Source organism: uncultured Fibrobacter sp. (assembly GCF_900316465.1).
Taxonomy (GTDB): domain Bacteria; phylum Fibrobacterota; class Fibrobacteria; order Fibrobacterales; family Fibrobacteraceae; genus Fibrobacter.
In genome coordinates, this window is sequence record NZ_ONDD01000012.1 from 41,550 (window position 1) to 63,103 (window position 21,554).

At 51.2% G+C, this 21,554-nt stretch carries 19 protein-coding genes and 2 tRNA genes; 8 read left to right on the top strand and 13 right to left on the bottom strand.

Translation table 11 applies throughout. The features are described from left to right. Position 1 precedes the first annotated feature (1 nt). Genes hemC through QZN53_RS06285 form a run of 3 tightly spaced genes read right to left on the bottom strand, consistent with a single transcriptional unit; the run spans position 2 to position 3,532 of the window. Complete coding sequence (gene hemC, locus QZN53_RS06275) at positions 2-931, bottom strand: hydroxymethylbilane synthase (RefSeq protein WP_163438022.1); 930 nt, start codon at positions 929-931, stop codon at positions 2-4. Beyond that, a complete protein-coding gene (locus tag QZN53_RS06280) occupies positions 924-2,249 on the bottom strand; it encodes a glutamyl-tRNA reductase (RefSeq protein WP_163438023.1) in 1,326 nt (441 codons plus the stop codon). The genes hemC and QZN53_RS06280 overlap by 8 nt, the downstream gene beginning before the upstream one ends. A 20-nt stretch (positions 2,250-2,269) precedes the next feature. Continuing rightward, positions 2,270-3,532 carry a CotH kinase family protein gene (locus tag QZN53_RS06285; protein ID WP_163438024.1) on the bottom strand — a complete coding sequence of 421 codons (1,263 nt, stop codon included), beginning with the start codon at positions 3,530-3,532 and terminating at the stop codon, positions 2,270-2,272. A 101-nt stretch (positions 3,533-3,633) separates the two neighbouring features. On the opposite strand from QZN53_RS06285, the gene QZN53_RS06290 reads away from it, so the two are divergent. Together QZN53_RS06290 and QZN53_RS06295 are read left to right on the top strand one after the other, a co-directional pair. Next, positions 3,634-4,422: a hypothetical protein gene (locus tag QZN53_RS06290; RefSeq protein WP_163438026.1), complete on the top strand. Its 789-nt coding sequence runs from the start codon at positions 3,634-3,636 to the stop codon at positions 4,420-4,422. An 8-nt stretch (positions 4,423-4,430) separates the two neighbouring features. After that, a complete protein-coding gene (locus tag QZN53_RS06295) occupies positions 4,431-5,009 on the top strand; it encodes a hypothetical protein (RefSeq protein ID WP_163438028.1) in 579 nt (192 codons plus the stop codon). A 6-nt stretch (positions 5,010-5,015) separates the two neighbouring features. On the opposite strand, the gene QZN53_RS06300 is transcribed toward QZN53_RS06295, so the two are convergent. From QZN53_RS06300 to QZN53_RS06345, 10 genes are all read right to left on the bottom strand, one after another. Next, positions 5,016-5,933, bottom strand: a complete 918-nt coding sequence (locus QZN53_RS06300) for an Lrp/AsnC family transcriptional regulator (protein ID WP_163438030.1) — start codon at positions 5,931-5,933, stop codon at positions 5,016-5,018. 54 nt (positions 5,934-5,987) lie between these two features. After that, positions 5,988-7,163: a putative heme d1 biosynthesis radical SAM protein NirJ1 gene (nirJ1, locus tag QZN53_RS06305; RefSeq protein ID WP_163438032.1), complete on the bottom strand. Its 1,176-nt coding sequence runs from the start codon at positions 7,161-7,163 to the stop codon at positions 5,988-5,990. Positions 7,164-7,259: 96 nt separating this feature from the next. Next, positions 7,260-7,868, bottom strand: a complete 609-nt coding sequence (locus QZN53_RS06310; protein ID WP_163438033.1) for a penicillin-binding protein activator LpoB — start codon at positions 7,866-7,868, stop codon at positions 7,260-7,262. Positions 7,869-8,036: 168 nt separating this feature from the next. Next, positions 8,037-8,324 (bottom strand): hypothetical protein, encoded by a 288-nt coding sequence (locus tag QZN53_RS06315; RefSeq protein ID WP_163438035.1) that lies wholly within the window; start codon positions 8,322-8,324, stop codon positions 8,037-8,039. 124 nt (positions 8,325-8,448) lie between these two features. Then, complete coding sequence (gene mnmG / locus QZN53_RS06320) at positions 8,449-10,374, bottom strand: tRNA uridine-5-carboxymethylaminomethyl(34) synthesis enzyme MnmG (RefSeq protein ID WP_163438037.1); 1,926 nt, start codon at positions 10,372-10,374, stop codon at positions 8,449-8,451. A gap of 9 nt (positions 10,375-10,383) precedes the next feature. Further along, a complete protein-coding gene (locus QZN53_RS06325; RefSeq protein ID WP_163438039.1) occupies positions 10,384-11,667 on the bottom strand; it encodes an FKBP-type peptidyl-prolyl cis-trans isomerase N-terminal domain-containing protein in 1,284 nt (427 codons plus the stop codon). Positions 11,668-11,761: 94 nt separating this feature from the next. Further along, positions 11,762-13,228 carry a hypothetical protein gene (locus QZN53_RS06330; protein ID WP_163438040.1) on the bottom strand — a complete coding sequence of 489 codons (1,467 nt, stop codon included), beginning with the start codon at positions 13,226-13,228 and terminating at the stop codon, positions 11,762-11,764. Further along, positions 13,212-14,045, bottom strand: a complete 834-nt coding sequence (locus tag QZN53_RS06335; RefSeq protein WP_163438042.1) for a TIGR02147 family protein — start codon at positions 14,043-14,045, stop codon at positions 13,212-13,214. Before QZN53_RS06335 ends, QZN53_RS06330 begins: the two co-directional genes overlap by 17 nt. Before the next feature lie 195 nt (positions 14,046-14,240). Then, positions 14,241-15,935 (bottom strand): proline--tRNA ligase, encoded by a 1,695-nt coding sequence (locus QZN53_RS06340; RefSeq protein ID WP_163438044.1) that lies wholly within the window; start codon positions 15,933-15,935, stop codon positions 14,241-14,243. A 64-nt stretch (positions 15,936-15,999) separates the two neighbouring features. Further along, positions 16,000-17,361 carry an aminopeptidase P family protein gene (locus QZN53_RS06345; protein ID WP_163438046.1) on the bottom strand — a complete coding sequence of 454 codons (1,362 nt, stop codon included), beginning with the start codon at positions 17,359-17,361 and terminating at the stop codon, positions 16,000-16,002. A 112-nt stretch (positions 17,362-17,473) separates the two neighbouring features. On the opposite strand from QZN53_RS06345, the gene QZN53_RS06350 reads away from it, so the two are divergent. The 6 genes from QZN53_RS06350 to QZN53_RS06375 all read left to right on the top strand — a co-directional run bounded on the left by QZN53_RS06350 (position 17,474) and on the right by QZN53_RS06375 (position 21,534). After that, the gene (locus tag QZN53_RS06350; protein ID WP_072797777.1) at positions 17,474-17,764 is read left to right on the top strand and encodes a hypothetical protein; all 291 of its coding nucleotides are present in this window, start codon (positions 17,474-17,476) and stop codon (positions 17,762-17,764) included. 21 nt (positions 17,765-17,785) lie between these two features. After that, entirely contained in the window at positions 17,786-18,739 is a 954-nt protein-coding gene (locus QZN53_RS06355) for a PhoH family protein (protein ID WP_163438054.1), read from the top strand. A gap of 48 nt (positions 18,740-18,787) precedes the next feature. Continuing rightward, positions 18,788-21,073, top strand: a complete 2,286-nt coding sequence (locus QZN53_RS06360; protein ID WP_163438056.1) for an HDIG domain-containing metalloprotein — start codon at positions 18,788-18,790, stop codon at positions 21,071-21,073. A gap of 90 nt (positions 21,074-21,163) precedes the next feature. After that, entirely contained in the window at positions 21,164-21,352 is a 189-nt protein-coding gene (locus QZN53_RS06365) for a DUF3098 domain-containing protein (protein WP_163438058.1), read from the top strand. 8 nt (positions 21,353-21,360) lie between these two features. Next, positions 21,361-21,435: transfer RNA gene (locus tag QZN53_RS06370), tRNA-Val, on the top strand. A gap of 23 nt (positions 21,436-21,458) precedes the next feature. Then, a tRNA-Asp gene (locus QZN53_RS06375) sits at positions 21,459-21,534 on the top strand. The last annotated feature ends 20 nt before the right edge of the window (positions 21,535-21,554 follow it).

Here is a 21,554-nt window from a genome sequence, read left to right on the forward strand (position 1 = left end):
ATTAAAGCTGTTCGCGGATTTTTTGAGCGAGGGCGAAGCCGGCGGCGCGGGCCTGTGCAACAGAGTCGGCGGCGCGGGCGTCAAGGGGCTGCGAGACTTGAGCGCGGAGCTGGCGTTTGCTGGATTCATCCCAGTAAATGCCGCGGAGCGCGAGGGTGCCCGCATCACTAAATTCGGCGAAGCTTGCAACCGGGAATTGACAGCCTGCGTTGAGCGCCTTAAGGTAGGCCATTTCGGCGACGGCGATGGCATACGATTCAGCATCGTTGACTCGAGCGAGCTGGTCGGCAAGTTCATCGGACGGCGAACAAAGTGTTTCTATCGCAAGGATGCCTTGGCCGGAAGCCGGAAGGATTTGTTCTGTGCTAAAGAATTCTGTCACCTGGTCGGCAAGGCCCATACGCTTGAGGCCGGCGGCGGCGAGCACAACGGCGTCGAGTTCCGCAAGCTTACCGAGGCGAGTCTGGATGTTCCCGCGAATAGGTACGTATTCCAAATCCGGGCGAAGCGCCTTCAATTGCACCACACGGCGAATGCTACCGGTGCCGACGCGGGCCCCTGCAGGCAACTCCATAAACTTGATTCCGGCGGCTCCCCCACGAGCAATAAATGCATCGCGCGGGTCTTCGCGCTTCAAAACCGCCGCAAGCTTGAATTCGGGCAAAACTTCAGCCGGCATATCCTTTAAGCTGTGAACCGCAATGTCGGCGCGGCCTTCTAAAAGGGCGACTTCAAGTTCCTTAATGAAAACGCCCTTACCGCCAAAGCTAGCCAAAGATTTATCAAGACGGCGGTCGCCTTCGGTCGTCATCGAGACAAGTTCATAGCTCAGACCCGGATTCGCCACCACAATGGCATCGGCCGCCATGGTCGTTTGTGCCAAGGCAAGAGCGCTCTTGCGGGTTGCAACACGCAGCTTACATTCAGTCATTGTTCGCCCCCAAGCACTTGAGGAACACCTGCACATCTTCGGGCGAATTTTCAGCCTTCACCTTGTATAAGAAATCGTTGGCCATCTTTTTGGCAAAGCGTTCGTACATCATTTGCACGCGGTGGCGATCTTCTTCGGGCAAATCCGGCATCGAACGGAGCAATTTGTCAGATTCTTCGTTCGCCGACTTCAGCATTCTTTCGGCATGCACACTAATCTGTTTCGAGACTTCGTCCATGCGCATCCACTGCAAGAATTCGTCAATGCCTTCTTTCAGAATCTTTTGGGCGGCTTCAAGCTCAATCATGCGCAGGCGGCGATTTTCAGAGACAACCTTTTCGAGGTCATCGACGCAAACGTATTGCACGCCAGAAATCTCACCGATACAAGCTTCCGCATTACGCGGGCTACCCAAATCAATCACCAAGCGCTTGGCATTAGCGCTTACGCCCGGGTGTTCTGCCACCTTGCTGCAATGACGTTCAAACACGACATCGAGCGCACCTTTAGGGGCATTGCCTTCGGGTACTTCAACAGCTCCAATCGCCTTTGCATATTCTTCTTTCGTAATGATCGGCTCTTGACAGGCGCTGCAAAGAATCACCACATCACACTTGCCGAGCACCTGATAGCGGTCTTCAAACTTGACCGGCGTGAGCACGTCTGCAAATTTTTCGGCATTTGCAAAGGTTTTGCTGCTTGCAAAAATCTTGGTCGTATTTTCTTGCACATACTTGAGCATCAAGGAGCCCATTTCACCGAGACCCACAATGTATACGGTACGGTTTTCCAAGTCATCAAAGGTGTGCTGCACCTGTTTCATGGCCAAGAACGGAATATTGCAACTGAGCTTGCTCAAGTTGGTTTCGGTCTTGATACGCTTGGTGGTGTGAATGGCACTCTGAAAGAGCTTGTTCAGGGTATTCCCCGTTGCATGCAACTGGTGCGCCGTTTCGTAGGCGCGGCCAATCTGGTGTAAAATTTGGTCTTCACCCATTGCCACCGAATCAAGACCCGCACACACGTTCATCACGTGGCGCGCCACCTCGTCGCCCGACTTAAAGTAAAAGAATTTCGCAAAATCGTCGTAACTCTGTCCAGCAAGTCCACAAACGTACTTAACCAATTCAACATCACTCAATTCGCGGTCAGACGCCACGTAAACTTCGGTACGATTACAAGTAGCAAGTATTAAAAGTTCATCAAAGGTCGAATGGCTCAACGCTTCGGTCTTGACATCCATCGGGATATAGAACTTTTCGCGAATTGCGATTTCAGCCACCTTGTGGCTCATGCCTGCCATATAAATTTTGCGCATGGGCTAAATTTAGAAAAATCTCAATAGCCGATTTCGTTGTCGATCCAGCGGTAGCGCTGTTTCATCCATTCTATCATGGTTTCAACAGCCTCGTCATAAGAACCGTAAGCATCCTTCAGAGCCCAGTTTTCGGTATTTTGCATGACCGGCCAGCGACGGTATTCATTTTCAATAGCCTTGTCGATAATGGTGCGGTACAACGGAACACTGTCAATCAACGCCTTAAACGTTTCGCGGTGTTCTTTCCAAAAATCAACGGCAGCGCGGTCAACCAAGGAATTTTGGAGAAGATAGTAATTCAGGCGATACCTGCGAATGTACCATTCTTCAGGCTTTTTATTCTGTTCGCGTGAGGCATTTCCAAACGCCAAGTCAAAATCCCACAAGGGACCAAAATGAATCGGTTCACCCTTTTTCCAAGTAAAGTGTACACTGCGGGCAAAGTTTCCATCTTCATTCTTCGAATATTCATGGACCCAATAAAAAAGGAGGTAATCGTCGAGATCAATCCAATCCACGATTTCATCGCTGTTATACCTATACGGGCGCATCGCAAAATTTTCGAATGCGTTTATATGGTCCAGCAAAAGCTCTTCTGTTTCGGGCGATGGATTTTTCGGGGATTTGATGTGGTAATAAAAACCGTTATCACTCTGAACATAGGGGGGATCAAACTTTTTGGAATCCTCTTTTTCGACAAGGAACGTTGTGTCGTTTTCTTCGATATTCACACGATTCTTGGCGACCTTGATCGTTTCGGAGAGCAAATAGAGTCCCATGTACTTGCGGTTAAGATAAACCTCTACAAATTGCATTTTAGGCGTATACTTGGCACCGAGCCATTCCGAAAGACGGGTCATCATGTAATTGCGCAAATGGGTCTTGTCACCATAATTAGCAATCAACGCCCAGTCGCGATTTTTGGGCATCCCAAAGAGATTCACCTTATCCTTGAATTCCAACTTCAAGCCGTATTTGGGCATTTTAAAACTGGAATTGCCTCGTCCGCGTACAGTGAGTTCGTAGACTTCGCTTTCGGGGGCTTTTTCGCCGTAAATCTGCAAGTGCGAAGGAATCTCGGTTTCGCGGTCACGAATGCCCGCAAAGTCTTCGGTCTCAATCACCAAGCGAGGGAGTCCGGCGTACGGGTACACGGAATCGTCTATGGGAAGACTGTCGGGATTGCTTTCGGTTTCGGCCCAATAACAGGCAGCAAGGCAGATGCAGCAAAAAAATGCTGCAAGCTGATTGAGCAAGCTTATTTTGCGGGCCATTAAACGCATCAGCTGAAATATAATTCTTTTAATTGCCTCACTGATGCGATTTCACTAACGTGAATTCTGTTTAGGGAATATATTTCATAAAAAAAATTATATTTCTTGACATGAATAAAGTCTTCGGGTGCATTTTGTCAATTGCTTTTGTGGCAAGCTTTGCCACAGAGAGCCTGCACCCGATTATAGCTCCCGCAACCCAATTGGGCGTTCAAGGGACAGTCGAATTAGACGATGACGTTTACAGCGGCGACATGGAAGTCTCGGCAGAATATGCCGTACACCCGCGCCTAAGCCTTTACGTAGACGGCGCGTTCCGTTTTTTGAGTTATAGCTACGAATATTCCACCGATGGCTACATCCACAATTATTGTAACCTTCATGTGAATGGCTTTAACGAGACCTACGTGGGCGCAAAAGGACTGATTCTCCCCTACTTGGGGTTGAATCTCGGCTGGCAATTCCCGCCCGGCGAAGGTTCCCAAAAGAACCGCTTTCACCGCCTGAATGTTGAGCCCTTCAACCTGCTGCAGGTTTCCAAGAATCTAACCGTAGGCACTGCCTTACGATACAACACCTTCCTCGAAGACAAAAACTTCAAGCCCGGTGACGAAATCGGATTCAAGGCATCACTCGTCTGGACTCCTGCCCACTGGGAATTCAGCGAAGTCTTCCTTTACCAGGCGCGAATCGAAGAATCGGAAAACAGGAACCTGGACAAGCGTTATCGCGGCATGAAGGACAAATACCGCGGCATGAAAATGAAGTTTGACGCCATGCGCTACTTCAACATTGCAGGGTTTTCTACGGGTTTCGGGCTGAATTACGAAATCCACGAAGGCACGTTATTCGGCTTTGAAACAGGCCACCGCATCGGAATTGAAGCGAAAATTCTTTAGGAGTACATATGAAATCTAAAATCATATCAATATTTCTGATACTTCTTTTCACATCCATCTCGTTTGCCCGAGAACCAGAAAACAACACCGAACATCCCAGCAAGGATTCTACGGTTGATACAACGAGCAATCCCAACGAGAAAAATACCTTTAAGCGGCATACGATAAGCGTCGGTTACGGCATTTTAACGGCTTCGGATATTATCGGAATGATCGGCGCCGCAATTGTAAGCATGTTCAGTGAAGAAGACAACTTTGGAACCTTGGGGGCACTTTCCATTGATTACGGCTACAAGGTTGGAGAAGTTTTCGAAACGGGTCTCGTTTTCAACTATGCGGAACCTATCAAGAATACGCCTCTTTACACCATTATGCCAAGGGCAAAGTTCAACTTCAATTCAACTGGATTTTTCAACCCGTTCATGGAACTGGATCTTGGCGCATCCTTCAGCGAAAACGGAGCGATTCCCATGTTCCACACCACATTGCTCGGACTCGAGATGGGGCGGACCATCCCCCTGACAATCAACATTTTAAGCTTTGGACAGCGCGGCATGCTCTATACCTCGCTAGGAGTCAAGTTCTAGCAGGGATTAAGCAAAAAAGCGGAAACTCGTTTTCTTGAGTTCACGCACCGAACGCAAAACGACGTAATCAGGGTTGCCGATGGATTCGGCAGCCTCTTTAATTTGGCGGTCCAGTTCCTCGGCTGACTGAGCATGCATCATGGCGTAGAGCGTGTACGGGAATCCTTCGAAAGCCGGACGCTCATAGCAATGCGAAATATAGGGCTTTTGCGCTAGAATATCACCGCCATTTGTCGTATTAAAGCAGACCATGGCGTTGTCGGCAAAGCCCGCTTCTTGATGGCGAAGAATCGCTCCAAAACGGCGCATGCGTCTCAAATCCAGGTCTTCGCGGAGTTCATCACACGATACGCCCCAATCCTTGAACGGGGTAAGCGAATGCGGGATGTCTTCGCAAGCAACGCGGATTCGGTTGCGGTCCGAGCCGGAAAGCGGTTTCGACCTTGCGCAGGAGTTTTTACGGATTACCGGTGCTGCAGTGCCGCCCATGACCGTATTAATCTTGAACTTCTTGGTCGCCAAGAGCACATGTACATCGTGCAGTTCTGTTTTCGCACAAACGTCATCGACAATCTTTTGAATTTCAGCTTCGGACTGGGCAATGACCGTAAACCATACGTTGTATTCGTGGCTGCGCTGATAATTATGAGTTATCGCAGGAATTTCATTAACAGCGGTTGCGAACGCTTCTATGGCGGACTCCGTTACCTTTCCCGCACAAAGGCGAGAGATAAAGCCAAGCGCCCTAGAATCGTACACGCCCCCGATACGGCGGATAACGCCCGACTGACGCAGTCCCTCGACAGCGGCAAAAACGGTCTGTTCGTCGGAACCAAGCTGACCTGCCAGCACCTGATACGGGCGTTCTTCCACCGGAAAAGCGTCCTGGATGATGGCGAGAAGGTTTTGTTCAAGTTCGGTCATACGAATGCGAAATGTGCGATAAGTGATGTGAAATAATCAATTACTCATTCCACATTACACATTTGAAATTTCTTCGTCGGTCAAGTAGCAGGCCGGATCCTCTTCCCAGAAGTCGCCCGTTACAGCCTCGGCGCGAGTACGGAAGTTGCCGTTGCAAAGGTTCAGATAGGCGCACTTGGGGCAGCGACCCTTCAGAATCGGCTTACGGTTCTTGAGGCCAGCCATAATCGGGTTGCTTTCATCGCTCCAGATTTCGCCAAAGCTACGTTCGCGCACATTACCCAGCGTAATGTATTGCGTGAACTGGTCCGGGTGAACGTTACCGATGCTATCGATGTTACCGAAGGCCATACCGCTGCGGTTTCCGCCATTGCGCTGGATAAGCTCCAGCACCTTTTCGGCGCGGGCCGGGTCTTCGCGCAGCATGCGACGATACAGATAAACGGCGTCGGCGTGGTTGTCCACCGTCAAGATTTCCTTGTCGATTCCACGCTTCTTGAAGTCTAGCGTGCGGTCAATAATTAAATCCATTGCCTTGCGACTTTCTTCGTGGTTCAAGTCGTTTGCAACCATGGCAGAACCACGACCGCTGTAAACTAGGTGATAGAAGCACACGCGGTCGATGTTTTCAGCTTCGAGCAGGTCGAAAATGGCGTTCAGGTCTTGCACGTTGTAGCGCGTAATGGTAAAGCGCAGGCCCACCTTCTGGCCAGTCGCCACACAGTTGCGGATACCGCGCAGGGCAAGCCTATAAGCGCCATCTTTACCGCGGAACTTATCGTGCGTTGCCTCGCAGCCGTCCAGGCTAATGCCCACATAACCTACGCCCATGTCCTTGAGCTTTTGGGCCACGTCAGGCGTGATGCAGGTGCCGTTCGTGCTGATGGTCGGGCGGATTCCCTTGCTTGCTGCATAATTTGCCAACTCAAAAAAGTCCGGACGGAGAAGCGGTTCGCCACCGCTAAAAAGAATCACCGGCACCTTGAAATCGGCCAGTTGATCAATAAGGGCCAAGCCTTCCTCGTGCGTCAGTTCGTTCTGGTACTTGATAGCCTCGGAGCGAGCGTAACAATGCACGCAGCTAAGGTTGCAAGTCTTGGTGCAGTTCCACACCACCACAGGGCCACGGCCCGGCGCAACGCCGTTCTTGCATTCATGAGCCTTGGGTTCGTAACGCAGCTGGTCACCGTAATTCGGCGTATCCATCAAAAGCTTGGTAATACTGATCATAATCTAAAACTTGTTTGGGAATGGCCTAAAGATAGAAAAATAACCCCGGTTACCCGAGGTTATTAAAAGCTTTCTCTGTTAAGTGTCGCGTCGCGATTAAAGCTTCACAGAATCCTTAGAGATGAACTTCTTGATCTTCTTGTCGCCCATCCAGAGCTTCTTGTGGCTCTGCAAATCGGTGAGTTCGAGGTCCACCTGGTAGAAGATAACGGACTGGCCGCCTTCCTGGTCCACGATGGTGTTGATGGTGCCGGTCAGCATCCAGTCAGCACCAGTTTCCTGGTGGAGTTCCTTGGCGGTTTCTTCGGTAGCGTTACCCTGCTGGTCTGCAACTTCAGAGCGAAGTTCGGCGCGTTCGGCAGAGTTTGCGACGAAGTCAGCAGCACCGGAATTCAAGAGTGCACGTTCCATGTCCTTGACGAAGGTTTCGACGCTGATATGTTCGTGGCTCTTGTTGCGAACCTTACCGATCACGACGGTCGGGGTACGGCCCATTTCGCCGATAATCTTTTCAATCTTCTGGCTCTGCAAGCAGCTCAGAATCATTTCGTCGGCCACCAAGCGGGAGTCGGTATCGTTCCACTTACCCGAAAGATCGGTCGTAGAATTGGTATCGATACGGGTCACGGTCTTACCGCCACCGCTGCTGCAAGCGACCATGCAGAGCGAACAACCAAGAGCGAGAATAGCAAACAATTTACGCATTAGATTTCTCCTTGAAAATTTTTTACAAATGTACAATCTTTCTTTTTATTTGTCTATAAAAGAAGCCAGACAATAAAAATAAAGAAGACGAACCGCCAAATTCGCTAGATAGAATAAAAAAATACCGCAGAGCGAACTCTGCGGCACTTTTAAATTGTCGAAGAAAGATTACTTCTCAGCGAATTTCTTAGAGGCGGCCTTGACTTTCGGGTCGTTCTGGGCATCCTTGATCTTCTGCTTGATACCGTCTTCAATCTGCTTCTTGAGCTTGGCGGCGAGGGCGGGGAAACGTTCTTCCAGGGAATCGCTAAAGACAGCCGGTTTCTTGGGAGCGGCAGGACCCTTACGCTTGGCGTTCAGGGGGCGCTTCTTCTTGGCCGGGGCCTTCTTTTCTTGGGATTTTGTTTCCTGAGGCTTGACTTCTTCTGTGGATTTGACTTCAGTTTCTTCTGACATAATAGACCTCTTGGAAATATTGTTAATTTGACGGCGCAAAAATAGTAAAAAAATCGCCTGTTCCTAGGTTTTGCAATTAAAAATTATGCTTTTTTAAGCTAAAAAAGGCGATTTTGGACTACCACTAGCCGTTCAGTTTCTTGTTTTCGAGCCAATGGGCAAGCACGGTAATGTCGGCCGGGCGGACGCCGGGAATACGGCTAGCCTGGCCGAGCGTCAAGGGCTTGTGGGCATTTAAGCGCTGGCGGCTTTCGATACTGACCGCGGTCACCTGCATGTAGTCGAAGTCGACGGGCAGGCGCACGGATTCCATCTTCTTCTGGTCGTCGATTTCGCGGGCCTGCCGGTCGAAGAATCCTGCGTAGATTTCTTCGGCGTACATGAACCACTGGTCGCGGCGGGTCAGATTCAGGTCGGGCAGCGCGGTCCGGAACAACTGCTCAGGGTCGATTCCCGGACGGCGCAGCACGTTGATCCAGCGGGTGCGCTCGGTCGAAAGAGCCTGGCCACCGGCTTCTAGAATCGGGTTAGCCTGGTCGGGCGTTGCCGATTCTTCGGTCATGCGGGTGCGGGCAGTCGCCATCAGTTCCTGACGGCGCTTCCAATCGGAGTAGTCGCTGTCCGAAATCATACCAATCTTGTGAGCGCGTTCCTTCAGGCGAGTTTCCGCATTATCGCTACGGAGGAACAGCCTGTATTCGGCGCGGCTCGTGAACATGCGGTAAGGCTCGTCGAGCAGAATATTCACCAAGTCATCGGCCATCACGCCCAGATAGCTATCCGAACGGCCAAGAATCAAAGGTTCTTCGCCCTTGATCTTGAGGGCGGCGTTAATGCCTGCCAATAATCCCTGACCGGCGGCTTCTTCGTAACCGCTGGTGCCGCAAACCTGGCCAGCAAAATAGAGTCCGGGAACCTTCTTGCATTCAAATGTCGGGAACAACTGCGTGGCGTCGACAGAATCGTATTCCACCGCATAGCCAATCTGCAACACGCGGGCACGGGTCAGCCCCGGAATCGTATGGATAGCGGCCAGCTGGATGTCTGCCGGCAAGCTAGAGCTAAAGCCGTTGATATAGACGCGACCGATATCCGCCTGTTCCGGTTCAAGGAACAGCTGGTGGCCGTCACGATCGCCAAAGCGGTTAATCTTGTCTTCGATGCTCGGGCAGTAACGCGGTCCCTTACCGTGAATGCGGCCGCTGAACATGGGGCTGTCCTTAAAGCCGCTACGCAGAATGTCGTGCGTTTTCAGGTTCGTACGGGTAATCCAGCACACGCAATCATTACGGACAAACTTATTCGCCGGGTCACCCCAGAAATAATTTGCATCGCGGCCAGGAACGGTTTCTGCCAAATGGCGGTCGCTCATGGGCCACGGAGAATCGTCTCCGCGTTGCACATCGCATTCGTTAAAGTCGATGGAATCGGGGTCCAAACGGCTCGGCGTACCCGTCTTTAAGCGACGGAGCGCAATGCCTTCGCGGGCAAGGCATTCCGACAGTTTGTCGGCGCTGGGCTCGCCCACTCGCCCGCCGGTGCTCGTTTCAAGCCCGGTAAACATCTTGGAGGCTAGGAAGGTACCGCTCGTAATCACGAGTGAACGTGTAATATAGCGTTCGCCGTTCAAGAGCGTGAGTTCCAGGCGACCGTCGGCCATGCGCGTAAAGGCAGCAAGTTCACCCTGAATCACCGAAAGCCCCGGAAGGCTTGTGATGACTTCGCGGGCAACCTCACTGTAGTACTTCATGTCGCACTGGGCACGCGGGCCCCACACGGCCGGCCCCTTGCTCATATTGAGCATGCGGAACTGAATGCCCGCCTTGTCGGTCAAGAGCCCCATCAGGCCACCGAGCGCATCGATGTCACGGACAATCTGACCTTTCGCCACCCCGCCTACGGCCGGGTTACAGCTCATACGACCGATGGCGTTAATATCCATCGTGAGCATGGCGGTCTTTACACCGAGTTTCCAAGCGGCGTGGGTCGCTTCAATTCCAGCGTGCCCACCACCGACAACGACTACGTCAAATTCAGCAACGAGAGACATTAGAAGCGATTACTTCTTTTCTTCAGTCTTCGGAGCTTCGAGGTTCCATTCAACCTTCTTGCCAGCGACAAGATCAGCGAGGTCCTTCTTGAGCTGTTCCTTTTCGCTTTCGAAGGCAGCGTACATCTTATACGTGCCATCCGGGTTCACAGCGTAGACCTTCGGAACGTAACCGTCGCTATAGAGTTCACCGAACTGGCGGGATTCATCCCAAACCACGTTAATGGTTTCGTCCCACTTGGCGTTATCCATGAACTTGCGGATACCGACCTTCTGGTTGCCACCGCTAGCCACAGCGAGCGTGATCAGACCCTTCGGAGCAAATTCCTTAGCCATTGCAAGAACTTCGGGTGCTGCGTGAGCGCAGTGGCCGCAAGTTGCAGAGAAATACATAACCAGGAGCGGCTTGTTTGCAAACGGTTCCAGGTTTTCGAGGTCAGAGGCAATAGCCTTGTCCACAGAAATCTTGGTAGCCTTCACCTTCAGGTTAAACTTCTGCGGCATGCCGTTGGCAAGCGTATCGCCACGGAGCGGAGCAATTTCTTCCTTGAGCTTAGCCTCTTCTTCTTCCTGCTTCTTGATAGCGGCGGCACGCAAATCCTGCATCTTCTGCTGGTAGCGCTGACCGACAGCCGACAGAGAATCCTGCGGGAGCTGGAGCTGGAATGTGGAATCGGCCACCTTGGCCACAGATTCCTTGATACCCAGAATGAAATAGTCTACATCGAAATCAGTCTGGAATTGCTTGCTGATGCCAATGAACTGGTTGGCAAACTGGAGACCGAGCAAGTAAGAGAACTTGGTATTGTCCGGAGAATCACCCGTAATGGTCACAGCAGCACCCGTAGAAGCCGGAGCGTCGACAATCGGCTGAGAGCGAGCGACAGAGTCAACGTAAGCCTTGATCTTTTCGTTATTGCCTTCGGCCAACATGGCGCTATCCGGACGAGTTTCTTCGACACGCTTACGGGCAATAGCCGTATAGCGCTGGCTCACAGCCTGCAAGCTGTCGGTATCCATCTGCACCTTGAAGTTCGTGTCATTGCTAGCCTTCACATTGTCGCGAATGGCCTGAACCAAAGCGTCTTCATAGATTTTTTCACCCATCTGGCGCGGAATAATCGTGAAATTCTGGCCACCGAACTGGGCGCCCAGCATATAAGCGAACTTCTGGTCGTCGGTAGAATTTGCAGTAATTGCGGCCGGAGCTTTTTCAACAGGCTTTTCGCCGCATGCCATAAGACCAAATGCAGCCAACGCTGCAGAACCAAGAGCAATCTTCTTCATGTCCATTTGGATCTCCTTAGAGAAAATTTTTCCGAGCGAAAATATAGAAAAATCCCCTGTAGCAGGCTACTACAGGGGTTTGTTTGCGTATAAAACAGGGTTATTCTATCACCAGTTTTCCTACTCCGCAGGCTCCTGTTTCAGAATATTTGCCTATGGCCACGATGTTGAACTCTCCAGTCATTGATTCACCGCTCCATTGTTCAAGACTGATGAAGCGAGCCTGTTTTGCGGCTTCTGCACCCGGAATTTCGTTTTCGTATTCATCGAAATCGTCCCAAGTCATGCATCTTTCCACCAATTCCTCCGTTTTGTCTAAATCAAAATAAATGTGCTCCACAGAATCGATACCCACAATCAGGTTAAATCCAATTTTAGACCAGTATGTGACACAAAGTCCACCCCAGTCAGTGATATCGACCGGTTTCGGGAGTGTCTCACCAGGTTCATAGTCATCTAAATGGAACGCCATGCCAATATGCGCCTCTCGAGCTGAGCCCTTGTTGACATACAATTTCCCGCAAAAACCACCACAAGCATCAATCAGATATTCCATACAACCAGCCTGATTCATGGAACAATCCGCGTCTTTCCATTCGAATCGAGAGGCTCCCCCCTGTTCGGCATCATCGAAAATATACCAATACCCGGCCATGCTCGTTTCGGAGCCATCGCCAAATCCGGTATTTACACGATAACCGTCGGTAGCACCGTTCCACAGGCATTGCGAGCCATCGTTTCCGGCTTCACCACTTGAACTGCTTGGCACAAAATCCGTCGCATTCACGGGTTCGCTCCATTGAGGCAAGGTCGCATCGTATTTGCCGATTTCCTTGATGTTGAATTTACCCACCTCTTCGGAATTGCCCTTGTAAACGAACACAATCGCCTTGATTTGCTTTGCAGCCGCTTCGCCTGAAAGTTTTGAACTTTCCGGGACCCATGCCGGGGCCACGAAATCGCTCCACTTGGCGCAACGTGTCACGACCTTGTCGGCACTGAGCAACTGGTCAAGTGTAGGAACATTCTTGATCGTTTTCGGGAGCGTAACAAACGGTGCTTCCAGATTCAGCGTATCATCAGCACCGGTAACACTCAGCGAAACATTCATCGCAAAATCCGACGAATAGGTTACGCAAACGCCATCCCATTCCGAGATGTCCGTCGCAGCACCGTTTTCGGCCACCATAAAGCCGACACCGGCCATCGGCATCGATGCAGCCTTCAGTTCAATCGTCGCGCAAATGCCTCCGCAATACGCCACGAGTTCTTCCATGCTAGACTCGTATCCGACATTGACCGGATACTGAACCCTAGACATGCCACCCCTTTCTCTATCGGCAAAACTGAACCAATTCGCGCCATTCCAGAGATCCGGCACAACCACAGCAGCACTGCTCGAAAAGCCCTGCTCAACAGAGCTGCTAGATTGCACCACAGAAGAACTGCTTTCGTTGTGAGCAACGGCGTTATCCTCTTCGGTCACTCCCGAAGTCTTGTTCCCTTCGGAACAGGCGACAAGGCTGAGCACAATCGTGCCCGCCAAAATTTTAGCGACCTTCTTCATCTTTGTCCTCCCCCCACGTCAGTGGGAAAAACTGTAAATTCAAGCGATAAACCCGTTCAACCGCCTTGCTTTGCAGGGCAATTTGAGAGATCCTCTTACGGCACGCTTCAAGTTCTTTTAAAATCAGTTTGTAGTCTTCGGCAGACACACCCATGGTAAGCCCCGTAAAGTTGCGTTCCGAAGGCGGAAACTTGTCTATTGCCTCTTTCGCAAAGTCGGCCATTTCACGGTGCATGGAACGCAATGCCACCGGCATCACCTCTGACGAGCCTTTCAAATGCTTATCCGACTGTTCATAGTCCGAGCCATTCTTTTTCAACAAACCCGTCTTTACCATAAAATCAAGCGACTCACGGACTTCTCCTGCAGTAACCCCCTGACAGCATCGCTTGGCGATGTCGCCCGGAGTCGCTCCGTGCATGGCCGGAGCAAGTTCCCTCACCACCGGATGCACCCAAGATTCAAAATAACGGAACGCCTCACCATCAACAATTTTCGCCTTGTTGTTCTTGGCGAGTTCCAACATGGATTCATAGGCCATCTTTTTTTCATGATCCGTCTTTGCGTGACCATAATCCACCATGCGCTCAAAATATTTCAATTCGAAACCGGCAAGATTCATCGCGGACCCCACATTGGTCGCGCCCGCAGGCGAAAGCCGCGTTTTGCCCTCGCACACCAGCTTCAAATAAGTCGGCGACGAAAAGCCCGCCGCATGAGAAAATTCACGCCAAGAAAACGCCGACAAGCGTTTTTTCTCGTCGTAATAATCCTGCATATAGAGGCGGTAATCTTGGTATTCCGTAATCGGTTTCATGCCCTTAAATATAAATCCATTTTTTACGGAAGTCAATAGTTTATGATACAAAAATCAAATATTTTATCAGAATTTCAACATTTTTATTAGAATATTCAAAATCTGTATTTTCATGATACGCTTTTTAGGAGTAAACAAAAAGCCCCAGGCTGTTAAGCCGGGGCAAATCGATTTAGATAGAACCGAGAGGCCGATTTATTCAGCGAAGTAAGCCTTGGCCTTGGCGACAACATCTTCCACCTTGACCATGGTGAATTCCTTTTCGTTGCGGAACTTCCATTCCACTTCACCGTTGGCGAGGCCCTTCTTGCCGATGGCGATACGCACCGGAGAACCCCACAAATCGGCGTCCTTGAACTTCACGCCCGGACGTTCGTCGCGGTCGTCCACGAGCACGTCGATACCGGCGGCTTCAAGTTCCTTTTCGAACTTTTCGGCGAGTTCCATGAGTTCGGCTTCCTTGCCGATGGGGACGATTTCCACCTGGAACGGAGCAATGGACTTGGGCCAAATCGGTCCGAAGTCATCGTGGCTGTTTTCCACGACGGATGCCATCAAGCGGCCCACGCCGATGCCGTAGCAGCCCATGATGGCCGGAGCGGTGGTCTTTTCGGCAGTGAGGTACTTGGCCCCCATGGATTCAGAGAACTTGGTACCGAGCTTGAAGATGTTACCCATTTCGATGCCGCGCGTCTCGGTGAGAAGTTCGCCGCAGCAGGGGCACTTGCAGACTTCGCTCGCTTCGGCGATGTCGGCCACTTCGAACTTCGGGAAGTCGCGCTTCGGGTTGCAATGCTTGAAGTGGTAGCCTTCTTCGTTTGCGCCGGTCACGAGGTCGAAGGAATCGGCGATGGCTTCATCGACGATGATGCGGGTATCGTGAGAATTGATCGGGGAAGCAAAGCCCGGAACCATGCCGCAGGCCTTGATGAGGCTGTCTTCGGCAGGGTAAAGTTCCTTGGCCTTCAGCAAGTTGTGGAGCTTGATTTCGGAAACGTCAAGGTTGCCCGGAACCACCACCGTGATGAGCTTGCCTTCGAAGTCGAAGAACACGCACTTGGCGGTCGATTCAGCAGGAACGTTCAGGAATTTGGTGATTTCTTCAATGCTTTCGCTGTTCGGCGTGGCGACCTTTTCGAGGGCTGCGTTTTCGTCGCCCTTGAACGGCACGCGCTGGAACTTAGCGATTTCGCGGTTGGCCTGGTAGCCGCACTTCTTACAAAGAATCAAGTAGTCTTCGCCATTCGGAGTGTCGAGCATGAATTCGTGAGCGACCTTACCGCCCATGATACCCGTATCGCTCTGCACCACCACCGGTTCAATGCCCACGCGACGGTAGATGCGGAGGTAGGCGTCGTATTCTTCCTGGTAGTGACGGTCCAGGTCTTCCTGGCTGGTGTGGAAACTGTAGGCGTCCTTCATCAAGAATTCGCGGACGCGGATCAGGCCGCCGCGGGCGCGGGCCTCGTCACGGTACTTGGTCTTGAACTGGTAGAGCATCACCGGCAACTGCTTGTAGCTGTTGAGCACGTAGCGCACGAGGTCGGTCATGGCTTCTTCGTGGGTCATGGCGAGCACCATGTTGTGGTTGTTGCGGTCCTTGAAACGCAGGAGTTCTTCACCAATGGCCTGGTAACGGCCCGATTCGCTCCAGAGTTCAGCGGTCTGTACCACCGGCAGGTCCACTTCGATACCGCCAATCTTGTTCATTTCTTCGCGGATGATGTTTACAATCTTCTGGATCACGCGGAAGCCCATCGGCATCATGGAATAGATACCGGTAGAAACGGGCTTGATGTAGCCGCCGCGCATGAGGAAGATGTGGCTGGGCATGGTGGCATCGCTCGGCGTTTCGCGGAGCGTGACGTAAAAGTACTTGGAGAGTTTCATGGTTGTAACCTTTTAAATTTTTTCGGCGAAAATTTAGGAAAATACAATGGTTTTAGCAACAAGCCTACTTCATCAGCCGTTCCAAATCATCCACCGTTTTCGGGATATCTTTAGAAATGTTCCTGAAGCCGTCCTTCGTAATTAGTAGGTCATCTTCGATGCGGATACCGATTTTTTCGCGGTAGGTCTTGCCACCAATGGTCGCCTTGAATTCGCCGTAAAGCCCCGGTTCGCAAGAAATCAACATTCCAGGCCTTAAAACAGTATCCAAGGAGCGGGTTCCCGGTTCGCCTTCGTGAATCTGTTCGCCGATAAAATGGCTTACCCCGTGCGGGCGCTTGTCATACAATAATTTGTACGAACCCTTCGCGCCTTTAACCAAGCGGGTTTCCAATTCCTGCATAATGTAGTCCCAAGGAACCATCCCAATTTCCTTAAGCGAAACGCCCGGACGCACATGTTTCTGGTATTCCAGCGCAGAATCAAGTACAATCTGGTACAGCAGTTTCTGCAGTGGGCTGAACTTGCCGGACACAGGAATGGTGCGGGAAATATCGCTATGCAGGCTTCCGATGCGAATGCCAAAATCCAGGAGCACCAGCTCCCCCGCCTTCAACGGTTCGTCTTTCTTGACATAGTGCAAGCAGCATGCATTTGCGCCGCCTGCCACAATGGTCGGGAAAGCCAAGTCACCGTCGCTTTCACGTTGCATTTCATAATCCAACTTCAAGCCCAATTCACGCTCAGTCTTGAAAGTCTTCATTTCGGCAAGCACCGTACAGAAGGCGTTATTCGTTACCGCCTGCGCCGCCTCGGCATCCAAAACGCGTTCAGGTTCCAGCGGAAGTCTAAGCGACCAGTGCAAAGCCGCGGCACTCTTGAGCTTGATGCCTGTAGGCTTGAGCGCTTTGAGCAGCTGGCGCCTGAACCGGTCGTTGTGGTCTTCCTTAAATTTTTCAAAGTAATAGGCGTAAGCGTAGCTCCCCTTCGGAAGCTTTTTCGCGCGGGCAACCACCGTATCCATGAGTTCATCCACCGGGCGTACATCTTGGATTCCCGTAATGCGGGCAACTTCGTTATCGCCTTCCAAAAAGCCCAGGCGCTTGCCATTCCAGAATTCCTTGAACGGGTCCTTGGGTGGCACGAACAGGATTTCTTCATCGGTTTTAGGGTCGAGCAGCAAGTAGCAACCCGCCTGGTTGATACCCGTCAGGAACATGAAGGCTGGTTCCTGCACCATTTTATTCCAGATTTGCACGTAGGCTTCTTCAGTTCCGGGATCCATGGGGATTCCTGCAAAAACGCAGAACGAATCGAGCTCCTTGAGCATGGCCTTGCGGCGTTTTCTGTACAAATTCTTGGAATTGTAGCGGTCAGACGATATAAAAACTTGCGAATAGGGCTTAGAAATTGACTTTTCGACCATTTTTTTGCCTCTAAATAGGTAAAATTTCGGTATAAATTTACCTTTTTCGCACCGCTTTTGCTTTAAATTATATACATTTGAGGCATCACAGACTAGAATGGAGCCTGATTAAATGTCTCTTTTTAAAAATTGGAAATTGATCCTTGCAGCATCAACTGTAGCACTGTTCACCGCTTGCGCCGGCTCTTCCGGTGGTTCTTCTAGCGACGAAGATTATGGCGACGATAGCGGAACGCCGTCTGCCCAGAGATCTGCTCCGAAGGAAAAGATTGACGAAAACAAGCTGAAAAAGACCGAAGACGAAGCTGTCGCCATTACCGAAGAAAACCACAAGCTCCGCAAGGAAATCTTCGAAGCCAAGAACAAGCTCGGTATCTCTACAGCTCCTGCTTCCGAGGAATAATTTATAGCTGACACGTTCTCGATGAACGAATTACGCTATTCTTTATCGGACGACCTGAAACGAATGATTTCAGGCGAGAACGAAACGGTTTTCCGCTTATTGGAGAGCCGTTTTTGTGTTGAAATACAGACAAGACTCCCGGGCCTCCGCATTATTCCCAAAGAAAACGGTGATACGACGGGAGTTTTTGCTGTACTCGACCAGCTGAAAATGGCGGCCAAGAACGGCAAGGTCTTAACGGCACGACAACTTGAAAAGTTGATCGATCCGGCTGACGCCGCCATCAGCGATTTCAACAACCCGGATACCATCCCTGCCACCCCGATTTTCAGAAACCGCATGGGCGTTTCTGTATTCGCAAAGACAAAAGCGCAGGCCGAACTGGTACGGGCGGTCGAACAGAATGACATCATTTTTGCCAAGGGCCCTGCAGGCACCGGCAAGACCTTTTTGGCAGTAACGCTTGCGGTTGCAAGCCTTGAACGGCATGAGGCAGAGCGCATTTGCCTAGTTCGCCCGGCAGTCGAAGCTGGCGAATCCTTGGGCTACCTGCCCGGCGACCTCAAAGAAAAAATCGCGCCGTACCTGCGCCCCATTCACGACAGTCTCGCCGAGCTCTTGCCAGTGGAAAAACTCCGCAAGTACGAAGAAACAGGCGCTATCGAAGTCGCCCCGCTCGCCTACATGCGCGGCCGCACCCTCAAGCGAGCCTTCATTATTCTAGACGAAGCGCAGAACACCACGCCCGAACAGATGAAGATGTTCCTCACGCGCCTTGGCCAACACAGTAAGGCAATCATCACTGGCGATGCAACGCAGGTTGACCTGGGCAAGGGCCAAAAGTCGGGTCTTGTGCACGCCATGAAGCTGCTCAAGGGCATTCGCGGCATTGCACAAGTGGAATTCGAGGCAACCGACGTGCTCCGTCACCCGCTCGTCAAAGACATCTTAAATGCGTACGAAAAAGAACGCTGAGAATAATCTAATTTCTATAGACAATTCACTAAAGACAATTGGCTAGATATGAAAAAGAAACAGACTAGACTTCATTTTATTATCGGCTGGGTTTTGATTGTCGCCGCCGCGATTTTCATGTTCCCCGATAAGAACATCGCGCTCCAGTCCGAACGCCCGCACTTGGGCCAGGTGAGCACGCGTACAATTGTCGCCCCCATCAACTTCGAAGTGCCCAAATCCGAACAGGAAATCGAAGCCGAAAAGACCCGCGCCGCCGAAAAGGTAAACGCTATTTTCGGTTACAACAGCGACGAGACGAACCGAGTCTCCGAAGACCTCAAGTCGTTCCTGCACAAGCTCGCCCAGTATGGTTCCTTGCAAATCCAAATTAACCAGCTGACCGCAAGCGGCGAAAGCGACTCTACCCTGCAGTCCAAGGTGGTGCAGGCATCCCGCATTTACGAAGTCTTAAAGCAGCGCATTTCTACTTCGGCCATTAAACCGCTGAGCCTTAACTCCAAGGCCCGCGACTCGCTCATGAATGTATTCAACCGCATGCTTCAGGCCGGCGTTTCTAACACATTCATCGCCAGCACCGAAACGGCAGCCCAGCTTTACCGCGACAACTACAACCTGCAAGATTTCAAGTACATCGTCTACACCAAGCCGAACATCACGCTCATCAAGGACAACGAAAAGACGACAGTCGAAGCAAGCAACATCCAGCCGCTCCGCCGCCGTATCGATGAAGCATTCGCCCAGCTCCAGATGAGCTTCCCCAACGAACAGGGACTTTTGAGCGCCTTCTACGAAACGTTGTTCGTGTTCATGATGCCGAACGTTTTCTACCTCGAAAAAGAAACCATCGCAAGCCGCGAAGACGCCCGCAAAAAGGTGACACTTATTAAGGGCATGGTGCCGCGCGGTATGGAAATCGTGGCGCAGGGCGCACCCATTACCAAGGAAATTCTCGAAAAAATTGACGCCTTGCAGCGCGCCCAGCAGAAAGAAGAAAACTCCAAAACCTTTACCGCCATCTACGGTAACGCCCTTATCTTTGTCCTGATTATCTCGTTCTTCTTCTTGTTCCTGTACAACACGCCCTCTAGAGGCATGTTCAAGAACGCACGCCAGCTTTGGAGTTTGATTGCTCTTGCCATGCTCCAGATTATCGCTTTCTGGGTCATTCACCACCTGTCTGGAAGCATCAACAACATCAACATTTCCATCATTCCCGAAAATCTGGACCTCATGTGGATTTACCCGTTCGCCTTTGCGCCGATTACCGCGACCGTGCTTTACGACCGCCACATCGGCCTTGCGTTCACCGTATTTTCGGCCATGATTTTTGGCATCTTGAACGGCTACGATCTGGCCGCCATGACATGCGCGATTGCCGTGACCATCGCAGCAACCGCACCGATTGCCCGCATGCGCTACAGAGTGCAGTTCGTCTGGGGTATTATCGTGGGCGTTTTGGCAATGGCCGCTGCCATTAGCGTGATGTTCCTGCTGCGCAACAGACTTTCGTTCGAAGCTTTCTACCAGAACCTGATGGCCGCAAGCGCAAACATCGTGCTTTGCTATGCCTTGACATCTGTCGCCCTGATTCACTTGATGGAACGCATTTTCGGTATCACCACGGTGCTTACGCTTATGGAAATGTCGGACTTTAACCGCCCGGCCCTCAAGCGCATTTCGGAATACGCCCCCGGTACATTCCACCACAGCATTCAGGTATCCAACCTTGCCGAACACGTGGCCGACAGCATTGGTGCCAATTCCCTGCTGGTGCGCGTAATGGCGCTTTACCATGACATCGGTAAGACCATGCGCCCGGAATACTTTACCGAAAACCAGAAGCAAGGAATCAACCCGCACAACAACATCGACCCGCTGCAGTCAGTGAAGATCATTACCGGACACGTGGAACAGGGTACCGCCCTTGCCAACGAATACAATATTCCGTCGCTCGTGGCCGCAGGCATCCGCGAACACCACGGTTCTTCGATTATCCAGTACTTCTACCACAAGGCTCTTGAAAACGCCAAGGAAACTGGCGAAGAAGTCAAGGTCGAAGATTACAGCTATAAGGGCCCTAAGCCGCAGAGCAAGGAAACGGCTATCTTGATGCTCGCCGACATTATCGAAGCGACCAGCCGTTCCATGACCGACACGAGCCCCGAAGCTTTGGCCGCCATGATCCACAAGACCATCGAAAGCCGCTTCACCGAAGGCCAGTTCAACGAATGTAACCTGTCCATTAGGGAACTATTCAAGCTCGAACGGGCATTCCTGGATAGTTTGGATGGAACGTACCATACTCGCGTGAAGTACCCGGGACAGAAATAAAAAAAAGTGCGTTTTTTAGCCCAAAATCGGTTGACAAGCGCCGTAAACTTTGTATATTTGGCTTCGTAATCTTGAGATGAGGACTTACTGATGGATAAAAAGAATATCATTCTTATTGCAGTCGGTGTGTTGCTCCTTGTTATCGGATTCATTTGCCTCGCCACTGGCCCTGCAGACAATCCGGTTTCTCTCACGGTTGCACCGCTTATCTTGGTTGCCGCCTATCTCGTGGTCATTCCGGTCGGAATCCTCTGGAAAGGCAAAAAGCAGGACAAGTAAACCCTTTCGGGCGATTAGCTCAGTTGGTTCAGAGCGTCTGCCTTACAAGCAGAATGTCAGCGGTTCGAATCCGTTATCGCCCACTACCGAAAATCGGAAACGATTTGGGGTGGTAGCTCAATTTTGGTTAGAGCACCGGCCTGTCACGCCGGAGGTTGCGAGTTCAAGCCTCGTCTATCCCGCGAAAAAAGACCTTCTGAAA